This window comes from Pseudoxanthomonas suwonensis, from assembly GCF_010093235.1.
In the GTDB taxonomy this organism is placed as follows: Bacteria; Pseudomonadota; Gammaproteobacteria; order Xanthomonadales; family Xanthomonadaceae; genus Pseudoxanthomonas; species Pseudoxanthomonas suwonensis.
This window is the reverse complement of record NZ_PDWP01000024.1, coordinates 46,738-62,597: the sequence shown is the minus strand read 5'-3', so window position 1 is coordinate 62,597 and position 15,860 is coordinate 46,738. Positions and strand designations below refer to the sequence as shown.

9 protein-coding genes and 1 pseudogene are annotated in these 15,860 nt (G+C 60.7%); 9 read left to right on the top strand and 1 reads right to left on the bottom strand.

Annotated elements, in window-relative coordinates:
- Positions 1–128 precede the first annotated feature (128 nt).
- Positions 129–978 (bottom strand): annotated as a pseudogene (locus CSC68_RS12310) (IS3 family transposase); the annotation flags it as partial.
- A gap of 254 nt (positions 979–1,232) precedes the next feature.
- On the opposite strand from CSC68_RS12310, the gene CSC68_RS12305 reads away from it, so the two are divergent.
- Genes CSC68_RS12305 through CSC68_RS12265 form a run of 9 tightly spaced genes read left to right on the top strand, consistent with a single transcriptional unit; the run spans position 1,233 to position 15,859 of the window.
- The gene (locus CSC68_RS12305) at positions 1,233–2,156 is read left to right on the top strand and encodes a WYL domain-containing protein (protein WP_162203845.1); all 924 of its coding nucleotides are present in this window, start codon (positions 1,233–1,235) and stop codon (positions 2,154–2,156) included.
- 21 nt (positions 2,157–2,177) lie between these two features.
- The gene (locus CSC68_RS12300) at positions 2,178–2,690 is read left to right on the top strand and encodes a BrxE family protein (protein WP_162203844.1); all 513 of its coding nucleotides are present in this window, start codon (positions 2,178–2,180) and stop codon (positions 2,688–2,690) included.
- Complete coding sequence (locus CSC68_RS12295; protein WP_246193557.1) at positions 2,687–3,481, top strand: DUF1819 family protein; 795 nt, start codon at positions 2,687–2,689, stop codon at positions 3,479–3,481. Before CSC68_RS12300 ends, CSC68_RS12295 begins: the two co-directional genes overlap by 4 nt.
- Entirely contained in the window at positions 3,462–4,037 is a 576-nt protein-coding gene (locus CSC68_RS12290) for a BREX protein BrxB domain-containing protein (RefSeq protein WP_162203843.1), read from the top strand. Before CSC68_RS12295 ends, CSC68_RS12290 begins: the two co-directional genes overlap by 20 nt.
- Before the next feature lie 27 nt (positions 4,038–4,064).
- On the top strand, positions 4,065–7,706 hold the full coding sequence (gene brxC / locus CSC68_RS12285; protein ID WP_162203842.1) for a BREX system P-loop protein BrxC: 3,642 nt from the start codon (positions 4,065–4,067) through the stop codon (positions 7,704–7,706).
- Positions 7,707–7,708: 2 nt separating this feature from the next.
- Positions 7,709–10,426, top strand: a complete 2,718-nt coding sequence (locus CSC68_RS12280; protein WP_162203849.1) for an ATP-binding domain-containing protein — start codon at positions 7,709–7,711, stop codon at positions 10,424–10,426.
- A 10-nt stretch (positions 10,427–10,436) separates the two neighbouring features.
- Positions 10,437–12,329, top strand: a complete 1,893-nt coding sequence (locus CSC68_RS12275; RefSeq protein ID WP_162203841.1) for an Eco57I restriction-modification methylase domain-containing protein — start codon at positions 10,437–10,439, stop codon at positions 12,327–12,329.
- Positions 12,326–14,245, top strand: coding sequence for a type II restriction endonuclease subunit M (locus tag CSC68_RS12270; protein WP_162203840.1), 1,920 nt, complete (start codon positions 12,326–12,328; stop codon positions 14,243–14,245). Before CSC68_RS12275 ends, CSC68_RS12270 begins: the two co-directional genes overlap by 4 nt.
- Before the next feature lie 3 nt (positions 14,246–14,248).
- The gene (locus CSC68_RS12265; RefSeq protein WP_162203839.1) at positions 14,249–15,859 is read left to right on the top strand and encodes a hypothetical protein; all 1,611 of its coding nucleotides are present in this window, start codon (positions 14,249–14,251) and stop codon (positions 15,857–15,859) included.
- Position 15,860 lies beyond the last annotated feature (1 nt).

The following is a 15,860-nucleotide window of genomic DNA, read 5'->3' as shown; positions in this document are numbered from 1 at the left end:
AGGAACGACCGAAGAAGACCTTGGGCGGTCTGACGCCGGCCGCTTATGCCGAACAGTTGGCGGCCAAAGCCGCTACGATGAAACCCGGACTCTAAAGAGCCCCGCTACTGAAAGCGGGGGGACGTCGGGACGAGCACGCCCGGGCCGGGCTTGCGTCGCCATGCCGCCGCCATCAGCGCCTGCAGCACCAGGTCGCTGGTCATCGTGGATGCGGTTGCCCAACCGACGATCTGGCGCGAGTACAAGTCCATCACCGCCGCCAGGAACAGCCAGCCCTCGTAGGTGCGGATGTAGGTGATGTCCGTGACCCAGACCTTGTTCGGGGCGTGCGGCGTGAAGTCCCGGTTGAGCACGTTCGCCACGGCACCGACCGGGCCGCCGCGGTGGCGCGGCTTGCCGCCATAGCCCACCTGCGCCCGCAGGCCCTCGGCCTTCATCAGCCGCCGGACGCGGTGCCGGCTGCAATGCTCGCCGGCTTCCCGCAGGTCCAAGGTGATCTTGCGATAGCCATACACCGCGCCGCTGGCCAGCCAGTGGTGCCTGATCAGCCCCAGCAGGCGCTGATCGTCCCGCTCGCGGGCACTGGCGCCTTGGCGCAACCAGGCGTAGAGCCGCTGCGGTGCACGCCCAGCACCCGGCACATCGCGACCAGGCGGAACTCGCGGATGTGCGCGCGCATGAACGCGTACTTCGCCCTTACCCCTTGGCAAAGTACGCGGCGGCTTTTTTTAGGATGTCGCGCTCCTCGGTCACACGCCGCAGCTCGGCCTTGAGCCGGCGGATCTCGGCCGAGTCGCTCGGCGCTGCTGAAGCGCCCGATGCCGGCGCCATCTTCCTCGCCACCTGCACCCAGCCATACAGGGTGTGCTTGGGGATCCCGATCCGGGCGGCGACGTCCACCACCGTGAAGCCGCGCTCGATCACCTGCTTCACCGCCTCGGCCCGGAACTCATCCGTGTACTGCTTGCTGTTGCCCATAAACACCTCGGTCATTGCCATGAATTATGGCGTCCGGATGTCTACGAAAGGCTGGTCGGTCCACTGCCTTCAAGCAGGTGTAGCCACCCTCCAGGCGTGCCGAACGGCCCGGAGCAGGTTCCGTTGGGTACGGCAACGGTAATCAAAATGCAACGCACACAGTTAACACCACAATTCTATGGACACATTCTAGGGTAGACCATATACTTCCCGCAATAATTCCCACAAGCCTTCGCCAACCCGAAGGAGCCAGGATGCCGAACGAACAGCTTGCCGATCTGACCCAGCCGCAGCGCGATCGCCTCGCGTTTGTTGAGCTGCGTGTGCTCTTCATCGGGGAGATCCGCCGCCAGGACCTGGTTTCGCGGTTCGGTATCCAGTCTGCCGCCGCCACAAGGGACTTAGCGCTTTACAAGGAGTTGGCTCCGGGGAACATCGACTACGACCCCAAGGGCAAGTCCTATGTCCTGGGTCCGGATTTCAAGCCGGTCTTCGATTTTCCGCCCGAGCGTGTGCTGTCGTGGCTGACGCAGGGGTTTGGGGATGGGGAACCCACGCGACTCAAGCCATGGGTAGCCAGCGAGATTCCATCACGACTCGCGTATCCGGATCTCGACATACTGGCCTGTGTTACGCGAGCCATTCACCAGGAATGCCTGCTCAGAATTGAGTACCACTCGATCTCCAGCGGCCGCACGGAGCGGGAAATCGCCCCCTTCGCGCTGATCGACAACGGTCTGCTCTGGCACGTCCGTGCTTTCGACCGCAAGACCCAGGATTTTCGCGACTTCGTCATCACGCGCATCAAGAGACCGAAGGTGCTCAAGGATGCGGGGGTCGAAGGACATGAACGGCCTGATCAGGACATCCAGTGGACCCGGATCGTCGAGCTGGAGCTCGTACCCCATCCGGACCAGCCGCGGCCGGAGATCACCGAGATGGACTACGGCATGCAGGGTGGCGCGTTACGCATGAAGCTGCGCGCGGCGACAGCCGGTTACATCCTCCGCAAGTGGAGCGTGGACTGCTCGCCCGATCACAGCCTGCGTGGGCACGAATATCGGTTGTGGCTCAAGGATCACTTGGCGCTTTATGGGGTGAAGAACGCCATCCTGGCTCCGGGATACCGCATCCCAGAGGCAGCGCCGAGCGGCCGCGCCGGAGCAGCGACCAATTAACAAGAAGAGTACGAACCGACCATGACTGATAAAACGAGCGAAGTATATCTCCCAACGATACTCAGGTTGAGATTGCTTGTTGGGTTCCTGGGGGAGCGGTCTCAGTTCGCCTGGTGGAACACCTCATTCTTTGGCGACTACAGCCTGCGCTCGCTCGAATTCGTGGTGCCGAAAACAGCCCCACTTGCTCAGTACCACGGCGTGGTTGAGGCGGCGAGACGGCTTCACGACGAGCAGGTCAACGTAGGCAGTTTCCATCTGTTCAGGCTGCCTGAAGAGGTGGAGCAAGACCTGCACGCGCTGATGGGCACAGATGAGGGGATACGGATTCTTCAAAGCGCGGTGCAAGGCAACGACGTAGCACTTGCGGCGCTCTCCCAGATGGCTGATAGCAAGGAGAGCGCGATGGAGGGCCCGGCCTCTGTTGGTGGAATCGATCAGTTTGGAACGCACGAAGTTTCGAGCGCAATCGCCGCAGGCTATTTCTTTGCCTTCGCCAACCAGACCCGCGCTTATCCGTATCTCATGGGGTGAACGTGGCAGAGACAAGACCCTACACCACCCAATTGCAAGCTGGTCTCGGCCTTGTAGACGAGACGAAAACGCTGCTCGACCTGTGGACGCCAGGAATGTCCACAACCGAGCTATTCCAAAAGGCGCTGGAATCGGGTCGATTCCCGACCATCACGGCGCGACGCCTTCGGAACATCATCGTCGAGAGCTTTGCCCCTAGGTACCTCGTGCGAGAAGGAGCACCGGCTCACCATCTGAAGAGGCTTCTGCAGCGCCTGTCGGCCAGTGAGATCAGCCAGCTCATGCTGTTGTTCACCTGCCGAGCCAACCCGATTCTTGGCGATTTTGTTCGGCAGATGTACTGGAGTCGCTACGAAGGCGGATACACGGAAATTTCGAATGAAGATGCGCGTGCATTCGTAGAGCGCGGCATCGATGACGGCAAGACCGCGAGGCGCTGGTCCGAAACGACCATTCGCCGTGTCTCCGGCTACTTGACAGGCTGCTGCGCCGACTACGGTTTGCTCGAACGCGGAATACGAAAGAGCCGCCGCATTGTCCCGTTCCGGATTTCGCCGAGTGTCGCTGCCTACCTCGCTTACGAACTGCATTTCGCGGGCGTGGGAGACAACGCGCTGTTGTCGCATGAGGACTGGCAGGTGTTTGGTTTGGCGCGCGACGACGTATTGGAGGAGATCAAGCGACTATCACTGCAGGGGCTGCTGATCGTCCAAGCAGCATCCGATGTCGTGCGTATTAGTTGGAAACACCCTCACATGGAGGCGCTCTGCGATGTCCTCGCTCAAAGCTGACTTTGATGAACTGCGGGAGCGCATCCGGCATGGGCGCGAGCTCGGCCATGCGAGCTTCGAGCCGATCTACTACCTCGTGTTCGATCCGAAGTTGATTCTCGAGGTCAAGCGTCAAACGCCGGCCTGGATTGCCAAGCTTCATCAGGAAGGTTGGGAGGTACATACATTCTCAATCGCCGAGCAAATCTGGCAGCTGCTGAAAGACGACCCCTTCTGGTCGCTCTGCGTCATGGAGGACAAATCCGCACCTCTGGACTGGTCCCGGACCAACAAGGCACTTGCCGACATTCTGATGGCCGACAACGCGCTCCTCAAGCGGCTGGAGGCGACCCTTGAGCCACTTGAAGGAAAGCGAAACGCCCTGCTGCTCGTCACCGATCTGGAGGCGCTACACCCCTTCCTCCGCATCGGCGCCATCGAAAGCCAGCTCCAGGGCAAGTTTCATGTGCCGACCGTGTTTCTGTACCCAGGGGTGCGCACTGGGACAACTCGCCTGAAGTTCCTGGGCTTCTACCCGGAGGACGGCAACTATCGGTCCGTCCACGTAGGCGGCTAACCGATTTGAGATTGCAAGGACAAGACAATGACGATCCGTTCTCTCTTCGATCCCAGTAAAGACATCTCCAGAACCATCGAGAAGGTCATCGCCTACGGCGTCTCGCAGGAGAACCGACTCAAGGCGGAAATCTCGGAGTATGTCGTCACCGAGCACATCGAGAAGCAGTTCTACGACCTGCTCTCCAAGATGCAGTTGGCGATGGAATCCGGGGGCGAGAACGAGGTCGGTGTCTGGGTCTCCGGCTTCTATGGCTCTGGTAAGAGCTCCTTCACCAAGTACCTCGGTCTGGCGTTCGACGATCGTAGTGTCATCGACGGGACGCCGTTCCTGAAACACCTCCAGAATCGCCTGCATCAGCCCCAGACAAAGGCGCTGCTTTCTACGGTGGCGCAGCGATTCCCGGCCGCGGTCGTCATGTTGGACCTCGCGAGTGAAATGCTCGCGGGCGCAACGATGGAAGACGTCTCCACGGTTTTGTACTTCAAAGTGCTCCAGTGGGCGGGATATTCACGAAACCTCAAGGTGGCTGCTTTCGAGCGGATGGTCGAAAAGGATGGGCGCACCGCGGAGCTGCACGACAAGATCGCCAAAGCGCTGCCCGGAGCCACCTGGGCGCGCGTTCAGAACAACCCGCTCGCCATCGACGGTCTGATCCCCAAGATCGCCCACGAGATGTACCCCGCGCTCTTCCCTGAGGCCAAGTCGTTTTCTTCCAGTACCGAGGGCTTCTTCCAGTTCGAGGACCAGCGCGTACAGGAAATGATCGACATCGTGCGCGAGAAGAGCGGCAAGCAGCACATCATCTTCGTCATCGACGAGGTCGGGCAGTACGTGGCATCGCGCGACAACCTCATTCTCAACCTGGATGGGCTCGCCAAGAACCTCAAGCGGCTCGGCGACGGCAAGGTCTGGATCATTTCCACCGCGCAGCAAACCCTGACCGAAGACGACCCGCGCGCCAGCATCAACTCGCCGCAGCTCTTCAAGCTCAAGGATCGCTTCCCAATCCAGATTGACCTCGAGTCCAGCGACATCAAGGAAATCTGCTACCGCCGTCTGTTGGGCAAGTCGCCTGCCGGCGACGCTGAGCTTGGCAAGCTGTTTGATGCGCATGGCCAGGCTCTGCGGCACAACACCAAGCTGCAGGACGCCAAGTACTACGACGCGGATTTCAGCCGGGAGAGCTTCATCAATCTGTATCCCTTCCTGCCGGCGCACTTTGACATCCTGCTCCACCTCCTGGGCGCACTGGCCAAGTCGACCGGTGGCATCGGGCTGCGCTCGGCAATCAAGGTCATACAGGACGTTCTGCGTGGCGAAGGTGGCTCGAAAGCCATGGCTGACCAGCCGGTCGGCTGGCTTGCCACTACCGTCACGCTATACGACGAGCTTGAAAAAGACATCCGTCGCGCCTTTCCCTCGATTCATCAGGCAGTGGACAAGGTCCAGATTCGGTATCCAGACTCTCCGCTCCATCAAGACATCGGCAAGACCATCGCCGTTTTGCAGATCCTGGGCAACTTGCCGGTCACGGTGCAGAACGTCGCAAACCTCATGCACCCGTCGATCACGGCGGCATCACAGGCAGATGCCGTCCGCAAGGCGGTGGACGAGATGTTGGGCGATGTACTTGTTCCGCTTGGGGAGAAGGATGGGAATCTGGTCTTCCTGAGCGAAAAGCTGCGGGACATCGAGCAGGAGCGCGGTGGCATTCCACTGCGCTCTGTCGACGTAAAGCGCATCTTCAACGACGCCTTGCGCGAGGCATTCAATCCTCTCCCACGGGTCAGTCTGCACGGGACCATGGCAGTTGCCAGCGGCTTGAAGATCCAGGCGGGCAGCTTTCTTACGAGCCTTGCTGGCGAGCAGAACACGATCCAGACCGTGGCCGAGTTCGTGCCGGCCTCCGACTACGAGGCCGCCAAGAACCGAATGCTGGACGACTCCCGCAGTCGATCTGGCCGGAACCTGGTCGGGCTCTTGGCGAGGACGAATCCAGAGCTGGACGACCTGGCCGGGGAAATCTATCGCTGCCAGCGCATTGCGGAGCTTCATCGCAACGAACCCGACCAGGAGATCAAGGACTACTGTTCGGGTCAGTTGGATCGTGCCGCGAAACTCAGCACCCAGCTTCAGAGCAAGATCAAACAGACCCTGCAAGCCGGGTCGTTCGTGTTCCGCGGCCAGGTCACGGCCGTCACGGCACTGGATGCAGACCTGCTCGAGGCGGCCAAGAAACTGCTTGTCGACGTTGCCGAGCAAGTATTCGATCGCTATGCCGAAGCTCCGGTGCGTGCTGCAACCGACACGGCCGAAAAGTTCCTGAAGACGTCCAATCCTGCCGCTATTGGAAGCAGCCTCGACCCGCTGGGGTTCGTGCAAACCGTTGCCGGTCGCGCCCAGTTCAAGACCGATCACAAGGCGATGATCAGCATCCGGGACTACATCGAACGCAGCGGTACCGTAGAGGGCAAACGGCTCCTCGACCACTTTTCCGATGCGCCCTTCGGCTGGTCGGCCGATACCACGCGCTACATTCTCGCCGCCATGCTGATGGCTGGCGAGATCAAGCTCAAGGTCTCGGGCCGCGAGGTGACGGCGGCAGGGCAGCAAGCGATCGACGCGCTCAAGACCAACAACGCATTCAAGCAGATCGGCGTCTCCCTACGCGACGAACGCCCGTCCATTGATACGTTGGGTCGAGCCGCGGAACGGCTCACCGAGCTCGCAGGGGAAATGATCATCCCGCTCGAGCAGGAGATCAGCAAGGCGGCCGTGAAGCACTTCCCGCGCTTCCAGCACGAGTACGGTCCCCTGGCCGAGAAGCTGGACGGCTTGGGCATCCACGGCGGCGAACGTATGCGCCGGCTCACCCAAGACATCGCCGACGTACTCTTCACCGATGCGTCCGACGCCCCGCAGCGCCTGGGGGCGGAAAGCTCTGCCCTCTACGACGACCTCAAGTGGGCACAGGAGATTCGCCGCGCCTTCGACAACGGCCTCCAGGCAACCATCCGCGACTTGCAGAACCATCGCCGGGAAATCGAGGCCCTGCCAGACACGGGCGTGCCGGGCGATCTTCGCCGGGAAGTGGCTGAAGAGCTCGGGCTGCTTGCGGAGCGCCTGGCGCAGGAGGAGTTCTACAAGCACGTAGCCGATTTCAACTCGCTGCTGACACACCTGCAGAGTCGAGTGCGGGAGGCGGTGATTACCCTGGTCGATCAGCAGAAGGCACGGATCAAAGAAGGTGCCGAAGACCTCCAGCGCATCGCGGAATGGGACGAGTTGACCCAAGAGGAACGCGGCAATGCGGTCAGTCGTCTCGATGACTTGGCTCTGGAGGCCGATCAGGATCTGGCCGGTCTCAAGAAACTGCTGGCGCGCGACTACGACATCAACAGCACCCTCGAAGATCTCAAGCGATCCATCCAGCGCCAGGGCCAGGAACGCATGCGCAAGCGCCTGGAGGATGAGCGCGCCAAGACCGGTGAGAAAGGTCCAAACAAGCTCGCCAGGTCCATCACGGTGCCGGTGAGGATGACTTCCGCCGCCGATATCGAAGCGCTCATACAGCAACTGCACGAGATCAAAGCTCAGATTGGCCTTTATGCCGAGATTGAGGTGTCGTTTGTGGTCGGCGGCCAACCAGGAACGGGGGGAGAGTGACGATGGCGCTGACTGCGGATTCCAAGCAACACGTCGAGGACGTTGCTGAAGACGTCCTTGCCCAGTTGGAGCGCACTGCCTCGGCCGCCAAGGCAAAACTCGGCGAGACGGCCAGTTTGACGACGGATGTGCTCGCCGGTGTCAATACGCTGACCTCGGGCTCAGCGATACAAAGGCTCAGGGAAATCGACAGCCAGAACCGCGCAAGCTACGAGCTGCTTTCAAGGGAGCCGGCAATTGCGCGCGTCGTGGTCGAGGACGAGGAAGGCGAGCGCGAGACCTACTATTTTTGCCGCGGCGACCAGGGGATGGCCAACCTCGGCGTGATCAGTTACCGGGCGCCGATCGGACGCCTGGCGTCCCTGCCGGTTGGCGAAGAGTTCAGGCGACCCGACGGCCGCGAACTCCACGTGCTTGAACGCACCCAACTGCGTCCTGCGGCGCTGCCCGAGGGGTGGGATTCGCGGGACACGATCGTGGAGGCCGAGGCCTTCGGCCCCATCACGATCGAGTCGCTCAGGGCCTTGCTCACCGAGGTCACCGGCGAAGAGGTCACTGAAGACATCTTGGGGCAGGTCCTGGCCGAAGAGACGGTCAAGGCCAACATCATCGAGGGGGTGCGCCGCAGCGTCATCACCAAGATGGGGCTCAGGGATCAGCCCGTGCTCGATCAATACCAGGATGAAATCTTTCGCCTGCCGCTCGACAAGCGACTGTTGATCCTTGGGCCACCTGGTACGGGCAAGACCACGACGCTGATCCGTCGCTTGGGGCAAAAGCTCGACACCGCCTTTCTTGAAGAGGGCGAGAAGCGCCTAGTTGGCAGCCTCGGCGCAACCCAGGGCGTTGCGCACTCCGACAGCTGGTTGATGTTCACACCCACGGAGCTGTTGAAGCAATACTTGAAGGAGGCCTTCGCCCGCGAAGGCGTACCGGCCTCTGATCTGCGTATTCGTACCTGGCACGACTACCGCAGGGAGCTTGCAAGGAATGCCTTTGGCGTACTGAGAACAGCCACCGGCGGGGGTACCTTCGTGCTGAAGGATGGAGTTCAGAGCCTCAATGTGGAGGCCTTGGCACGGCCCACGCAGTGGTACAGCGACTTCGATGCCTGGCAGCGCAACGTCTATGTCCAGGAGTCGCGGGATGCCGCAGTCCTACTCAGCCAGGCTGCGTCGTCTGAGGTCCGGGATCTCGGAAGTCGGTTGGCGAGCATCCTGGAGCGCGCCAGCGATGGCGCATTGGCCTCTACCTTTGCGGCGCTTGCTGCAGAGCTCCCCAAGGTGCAGGCCCTCGTCAGCAAGTTGAAGGAGGCCTCTGATGCGAAAATCAAAGGCGCATTGAATCTCCAGCTCAACCGGAACAGGGGGTTCCTGGATGAGCTGGCGCGTTTCCTCGATGGATTACAGCAGACCCAGGTCACCGACACCGACGAAGCCGACGACCTCGATACCGATGAGGAAGAGGAAACCGCAACACCGCGGACCGGCCGGGCCGCAGCGCTCAATGCCTATATGCAAGCCGTTCGCGTCCAGGCGCGATCGGTCGCCGCAAAACGCTCGCTCAGCAAGACCTCTCGAACCGGCAAAATCGTCGAATGGCTGGGGGACCGCACCCTGACCGAAGCCGACCGTGCAGAGGTGGGCGCCAGTCTGCTGGTGCAAACCAGTGCGCGCCGCTTTACGAATCCGGTCAAGCGCTATGTCGACGGCATCCCAAAACGCTACCGGGCTTTCCGGCGGCAACGCCAGGAGGATGGCACCTGGTACGTCAAGGATGGCTTCGAGGCCCGCGACATCCATCCGCTCGAACTGGACCTGGTGCTACTGGCCATTCTGCGCGCTGCGGGCGATCTGATCAGCAAGCCGAATGTCCTGCGCGACATCGACAGCCCGGCCTGGTCCTCGCTTCAACCTTTCCTCGGGCATTTCCGCAACCAGATCCTGGTCGACGAAGCGACCGATTTCTCGCCCATTCAGCTGGCCTGCATGGCCGCATTGGCCCACCCGCGTTTGCGCTCTTTTTTCGCCTGCGGCGACTTCAACCAGCGGTTGACCACCTGGGGCGCGCGTTCCACCGACGACTTGAAGTGGGTGTTTCCCGACTTCGACATCAAGGAGATCACGGTCTCCTACCGCCAGAGCAAGCAGCTCAACGAGCTTGCCCGCGCGATGATCCGCGCTGTCGGCGGGACGGAGCAGCACGTCAGTCTCCCCGCACACGTCGACAGCAATGGCGTTGCACCGGCCTTGCTGGAATACGCCGCCGGTGAAGATGTAGTGGCCTGGCTTGCCGACCGCATCCGTGAGATCTACCGCTTTGTCGGCCAACTGCCGTCCACGGCCATCTTCGTGAATTCGGAGGCTGAAGTCGCCCCGGTTGCCGATGCGCTCAACACCGTCCTGGCCGAGCACAACATTCAAGTCATCGCCTGCCGTGAGGGCCAGGCCGTAGGACAGGAGAGCAACGTCCGGGTCTTCGATGTCCAGCACATCAAGGGGCTGGAATTCGAGGCGGTGTTCTTCGTGGCCATTGACCGGCTCGCCGCCTTGCATCCCGAGCTGTTTGACAAATACCTCTACGTTGGCACCACCCGCGCAGCCACGTACCTGGGCATGACCTGCGAGGGAGCAATGCCGGCGGCCATCGAGAGCCTGCGCGCTCACTTTGGCCAGGATTGGCAAGCGCCCGGTTCACTGCAAGCAGGCACAGAACAATAGGAATCGATTGATGGCATTCGACCAAACAACAAGAAACCGTCTCCAGCGCTTCGTCAACGATGCGCGGCGCGTGCTGGAAGAGGAATTCACCCGCCAGCTGCAGAACGACTACGGCATGGACCCGAACTCGGGCAGCGTGGCCGATCTGACCAGCCTGCGGCATATCAACGACGCCCAGCGCGAAACCGCCCGCATTCTGCGCGACACCCTAGCGCACTACACCGCCAGCGGCGACATGAACGCCACGCAGGGGCTGGATCGCATCGTGCGTGAGCAGGCCTTCACCGTGCTCAATCGCCTTGCGGCCCTGCGCATGGCAGAGGCGCGTGGTCTGCTGGTGGAGTCGGTAGGCAATGGTTTCCAGGCCAAGGGCTTTCAGCTCTATGCGCGGCTGGCTGGTACCGGCTTGGGAGAAACCGGCGATGCCTACCGCGTGTACCTGTTCAGCGTGTTTGATGAGCTCGCCCAAGACCTGCCGGGGCTGTTCGACCGCTACTCGCCCCAGGGCCGCCTGTTCCCGCGCGAGGCGGCGCTGCTGCAAGTGCTGAATCTGATCAACGATGCCGACATCGCCCCGCTGTGGAGCGAGGACGAAACCATCGGCTGGATTTACCAGTACTTCAACTCCAAGGAAGAGCGCAAGGCGATGCGTGATGCCTCGCAGGCGCCGCGCAACAGCCGCGAGTTGGCGGTGCGTAACCAGTTCTTCACGCCGCGCTACGTGGTCGAGTTCCTGGTGGACAACACCCTGGGGCGCCTTTGGTTCAACGCCACCGGCGGGGTCACCGGCCTTCGGGAGCACTGCCAGTACTTGCTGGTGAAGCCGGACGAAACGCCACAAGCCGCCACCAAGCTGCGTGACCCGCGCACCCTGAAGCTACTGGACCCGGCCTGCGGCTCCATGCACTTCGGCCTATATGCCTTCGATCTGTTCGCTGAAATCTATCGCGAGGCCTGGGCTTGGGAGCAGCAGCACGGGCCCGGTTCGCTGGATGTCTCGACCCAGCCCCAGGCTGCATTCAAGCCGCTGAGCCAGACCTATGAGGACGAATCGGCATTCCTGCGCGACGTGCCGCGCCTGATCATCGAACACAACATCTATGGCGTGGACATCGACCCGCGCGCTGCGCAGATCGCATCCCTGGCACTGTGGCTGCGAGCGCAGCGTGCTTGGCACGATGCCGGTGTGAAGGCCAAAGACCGACCCCTGATTGGGCGGGGCCATGTGATCGCCGCCATTGCGCCGCCGGCAGAGCGTGAGCTGCGCCAGCAGTTTGCCGCCAACCTCGATCAGCGCGATGCCGAGTTGTTCGAGAAGACCCTGCAACTGCTCAAGGGCCTGCCGGAGCTCGGAGTGCTGCTCCAGGTTGAACGCGAGCTACCGAACTTGATTCGCCAGGTTTATGTGGGCAAGGGCACTGGCCTGTTTGCCCAACAGGAGCAGGAGAACTGGCAGCAAGCAGAGGCAAGGCTGCGCATGGCACTTACTGAGTTCGCTCAAGCGGCAAAGTCGACGTATCAGGGGCGCCTGTTTGCGCAGGATGCCTTGCAGGGCCTGCGCCTGATCGATCTGTGCCGCGAAGTCTTTGATGTCGTGGTGATGAATCCGCCCTTTGGCGCGTTGGCTGCCAACACCAAGAATCAACTCGCCAAAGCCTATCCGCGCAGCAAGAACGATTTGCTGGCCATTATGGTGGAGCGCGGCTTGGAACTGCTGCGCGCTGGCGGTCGTATTGGCGCTATCACCTCGCGGACGTGCTTCTTCCTCTCCAGCTTTCAGAAGTGGCGCGAGCAAGTGGTATTGGGGATTGCCCGGCCCGAAGTCATGGCCGATCTGGGGCATGGGGTGATGGACGATGCCATGGTGGAAGCCGCCGCTTATGTACTGGAGAAGCAGCCATGAGTCTATTTTTGCGATTACTCAGTGAGGATGACAAGGCCGCTGCTTTACTGGAGGTATGCGGTCAACAGCGCACCGGCGTCAGTGATGCGCGGGTGTTTGAAGTGCCGTCGCAAGCCTTTGATTCGGTGCCGGGGAAACCGTTTGCGTACTGGGTGAGTGAGGCAGTAAGGAAGGCATTTGAAAGCTCACCTGCGCTACAAAATGAGGAGCGGATTGCCGCAATTGGGGCATCCACTAAAGATGATGGCAGATTTCTTCGTTTGAACTGGGAGATAACAGGAAATAGTGAGGAATACCCCGCCTTCGCCAAAGGTGGGCGCTACTCTCCGTTCTATGCTGATATCCACCTAGTAATTCGGTGGCGAAATGACGGAATAGAACCAAAAACGTTTGTGAGTGACTACAGAGCTAGCCGTGGGTGGAGCCCTCATTGGAAGGCGGAGCTTCACAATCCGCATTGCTACTTTCGCCCCGGCCTCACTTGGCCGCGCCGCACCAACGGTCTCAGTTTTCGCGTCATGCCCCGTGGCTGCATCTTTGCCGACAAAGGCCCCGCCGCCTTTGTCGCCGACGACGCGCCAGATGCCTTGCTGACGCTTTGCACGCTCCTCAACAGCCAAGCCTTTGGCCTGCTGGTCTCGGTGCAGTTGGCGCGTGTGGAGCTGGCGCAATCGTTTGAAGTCGGTTTGATTCAGCAAACTCCTGTCCCCGACCTCAGCGCCGCGCAGCAAAGCAAGCTCGCCACACTGGCGCGGCGCGCCTGGTCGTTGAAGCGTACGCTGGACACCATCGAAGAAACGTCTCACGCCTTTGTGCTACCGGCTGCGCTGCGCGTCCGTCTAGGTAACTACCATCCGCCCACCATCGAGGCAGAGCTGGCGCGCATCCAATCAGAGATCGACGACATCGCCTTTGACCTCTATGGCTTCAACGAGGCCGACCGTGCTTCCGTGCAAGGCACCCAAGGTGTGGCCAACGATGCCGAGGACAGCGCAGATGACGAAGGCGACGATGAAGACAGTGCTGCGCCCATCGACCAGACAGCCGGCCTGTTAAGTTGGGCACTCGGTGTAGCCTTCGGACGCTTCGACTGGCGCCTAGCCACGGGAGAGCGCGCGGCACCTCCAGAGCCCGATCCTTTCGATCCGCTGCCCGCCAAAAGCCCCGGAATGCTGCCCGACGGGGCCGCGCCGTATCACGCCCACGCCGGAATCCTGGTGGACGACGCCGGCCACCCCCACGACCTGGCGCGTCTGGTCGAAGAGGTGCTCGCCCGCGTCGAGGCTCCCGTGCTGGAAGACGTGCGTCGCTGGCTGCAACGAGACTTCTTCGCCTTCCATCTGCAGCGCTACTCCAAGAGCCGTCGCAAAGCCCCCATCTACTGGCCGCTGAGCACGACCTCCGGCAGTTATACGTTGTGGGTCTATTACCCCAGCCTTACCAGCCAGACGCTTTACACCGCCATTAACGATTTCGTCGAACCCAAGCTCAAAGAGGTGAGCGACGCCGCTGCCCAGTTGCGTAACAAGGGTGCCAGCCGCAGCCGCGTGGAGGAAAAGCAGTTCGAAGAACTCCAGGCTTTCGAGCTGGAACTGATCGAACTGCGCGACACCCTGCTCAAGCTCGCGCCAACGTACAAACCCAACCATGACGACGGCGTGCAGATTTGCGCCGCGCCGCTGTGGCCGCTGTTCCGCCACAAGCCCTGGCAGAAGGTGCTCAAGGACACCTGGTCCAAGCTGGAGAAAGGCGAATTCGACTGGGCCCACCTGGCCATGAACTACTGGCCCGACCGGGTACGCGAGAAGTGCAAGACCGATAAGTCGCTGGCCATCGCGCATGGAGTTGAGGATTTGTACATCGAACCGCCGGCCAAGCCGAAGACGGCACGAGGCAGAAAGAAGAAAGGGGGATAATTCATGCTGGTCTATGTCAACAGTTTTCTGTTCGAGCCGGAGCAGGGTCCAGAGCAGATCATTCAGCTGGCTGCCAAGTGGGTGGGGCGACGCGCCAAAACCTATGTAGATGGCACCAGGCTTGCCGAAGGTATCCGCGAGTTAAAGCTCAAGGACAGCAGTACGTTGAGCTCCCGCGCCACCGTGACTGAAGACGGGCAGAAACTGTATCCCTACTTGTTCTGTGCACAGCTTAGCCCTCGGGACGACAAGGTATCGGGCAGAAGATGGATTACTGAAATCGGATTGCGGCAGGAAGCCTTAGGTGGCCCAGTGGAGTGCTCCTTGCTGTTAAAAACAGAAGAGGTGAGTGCGCGGGTGACCGCAACGATTCAAGTGACTCGCCCCAAACTGGTTGAGCAACTGATCAGAGCGTGTAACCCCCTGGGGCAGACGCCTGGCCTGAAGGTCAAGCACTTGACTGAAGAGAGTGCTCTGGCGTTTCTGCATGAAGTGGAACGTGATGGACGGGATTATCCCATCGTGGTGATCAGCCCAAGTCGTGATGGCGAGTATCCCGTTGAGCCGGATCGTTTGCGGTCAATCCTGGTAGGGTTGTCGGATGTGGTTGCGATACCAGCAACAGAAAACACCTTCGCCATTGAAGAGTCCGTAGGCCGGCGATACATGGCCTTTGGCGGTGCCATCAACATTGTATTTCCTGTGCGTAACGGGGAGCGTGGTCGCTTCTGCGAAACCGTGCTTTTACGCCCCGATGAGATTGCGGACATCTTGGAGGGCGGCAACTCGATTGAGTCTGAAGTGTTGGCCGCGATTACCCATCGCACCAATCTACCGTATTCATGGCGGCACACCTCGCCTGAGAAGGTTGGCCAGGCCGTGCTTCGCGCCCAATTGTCACGGACGATTGAACGCACAAAAGCAGGCGGTCATTCGGAGGAGGTCGCGGAGTATGTCGCTTTACTTGAGGCGGCCGACCAGGAACTGCAAGCCAAGGATAGCGAGATTGTGCGCATTAGGTCCGAGTGCGAGGTAAAGGACCAGGAAGCCAGAACCCTTCAGGCCGATATCGCCAATCTCAAGCATGCATTGAGCGGCATGCAGTCCAGCGACGATGCGCGGGATGAGGCTGCCGAGGCATTGGCGCCATTACGCGAGCTTGTCGCTGCCCTTCTCAAGGGTAACCCCAGTCTGCAGCAGGTTATGGAGCTGATCGCGACTCTTTATGCAGATCGAATCATATTCCTGGACGCAGCTAGGGCTTCCGCCAAGGAGTCGGATCGTGGTGGCTTTCGACTAGGGGCCAAGGCTTACGAGCTTCTGCATAAGCTGGCGACGGAGTATTGGCAGCACCTTGCCGACGGCAAAAGCGATCAACAGGCTAAGGCGGTGTTTGGGCAGAACGCTTATGCAGCTAAGGAAGCCAGTGTCCTGAGCAACGATGGCAAGCGTCGCCGCACGTTCAGCTACCGCGGGCGCGACATTCTCATGGAAAAGCACCTGAAGCACGGCGTGAAGGACAGTTTGGCCGAGACTTTGCGGGTGCATTTTGAGTGGTTGGCAGGTGAGAAAAAGATCGTCATCGGCCACTGCGGCAAGCATTTGGATTTCTGAG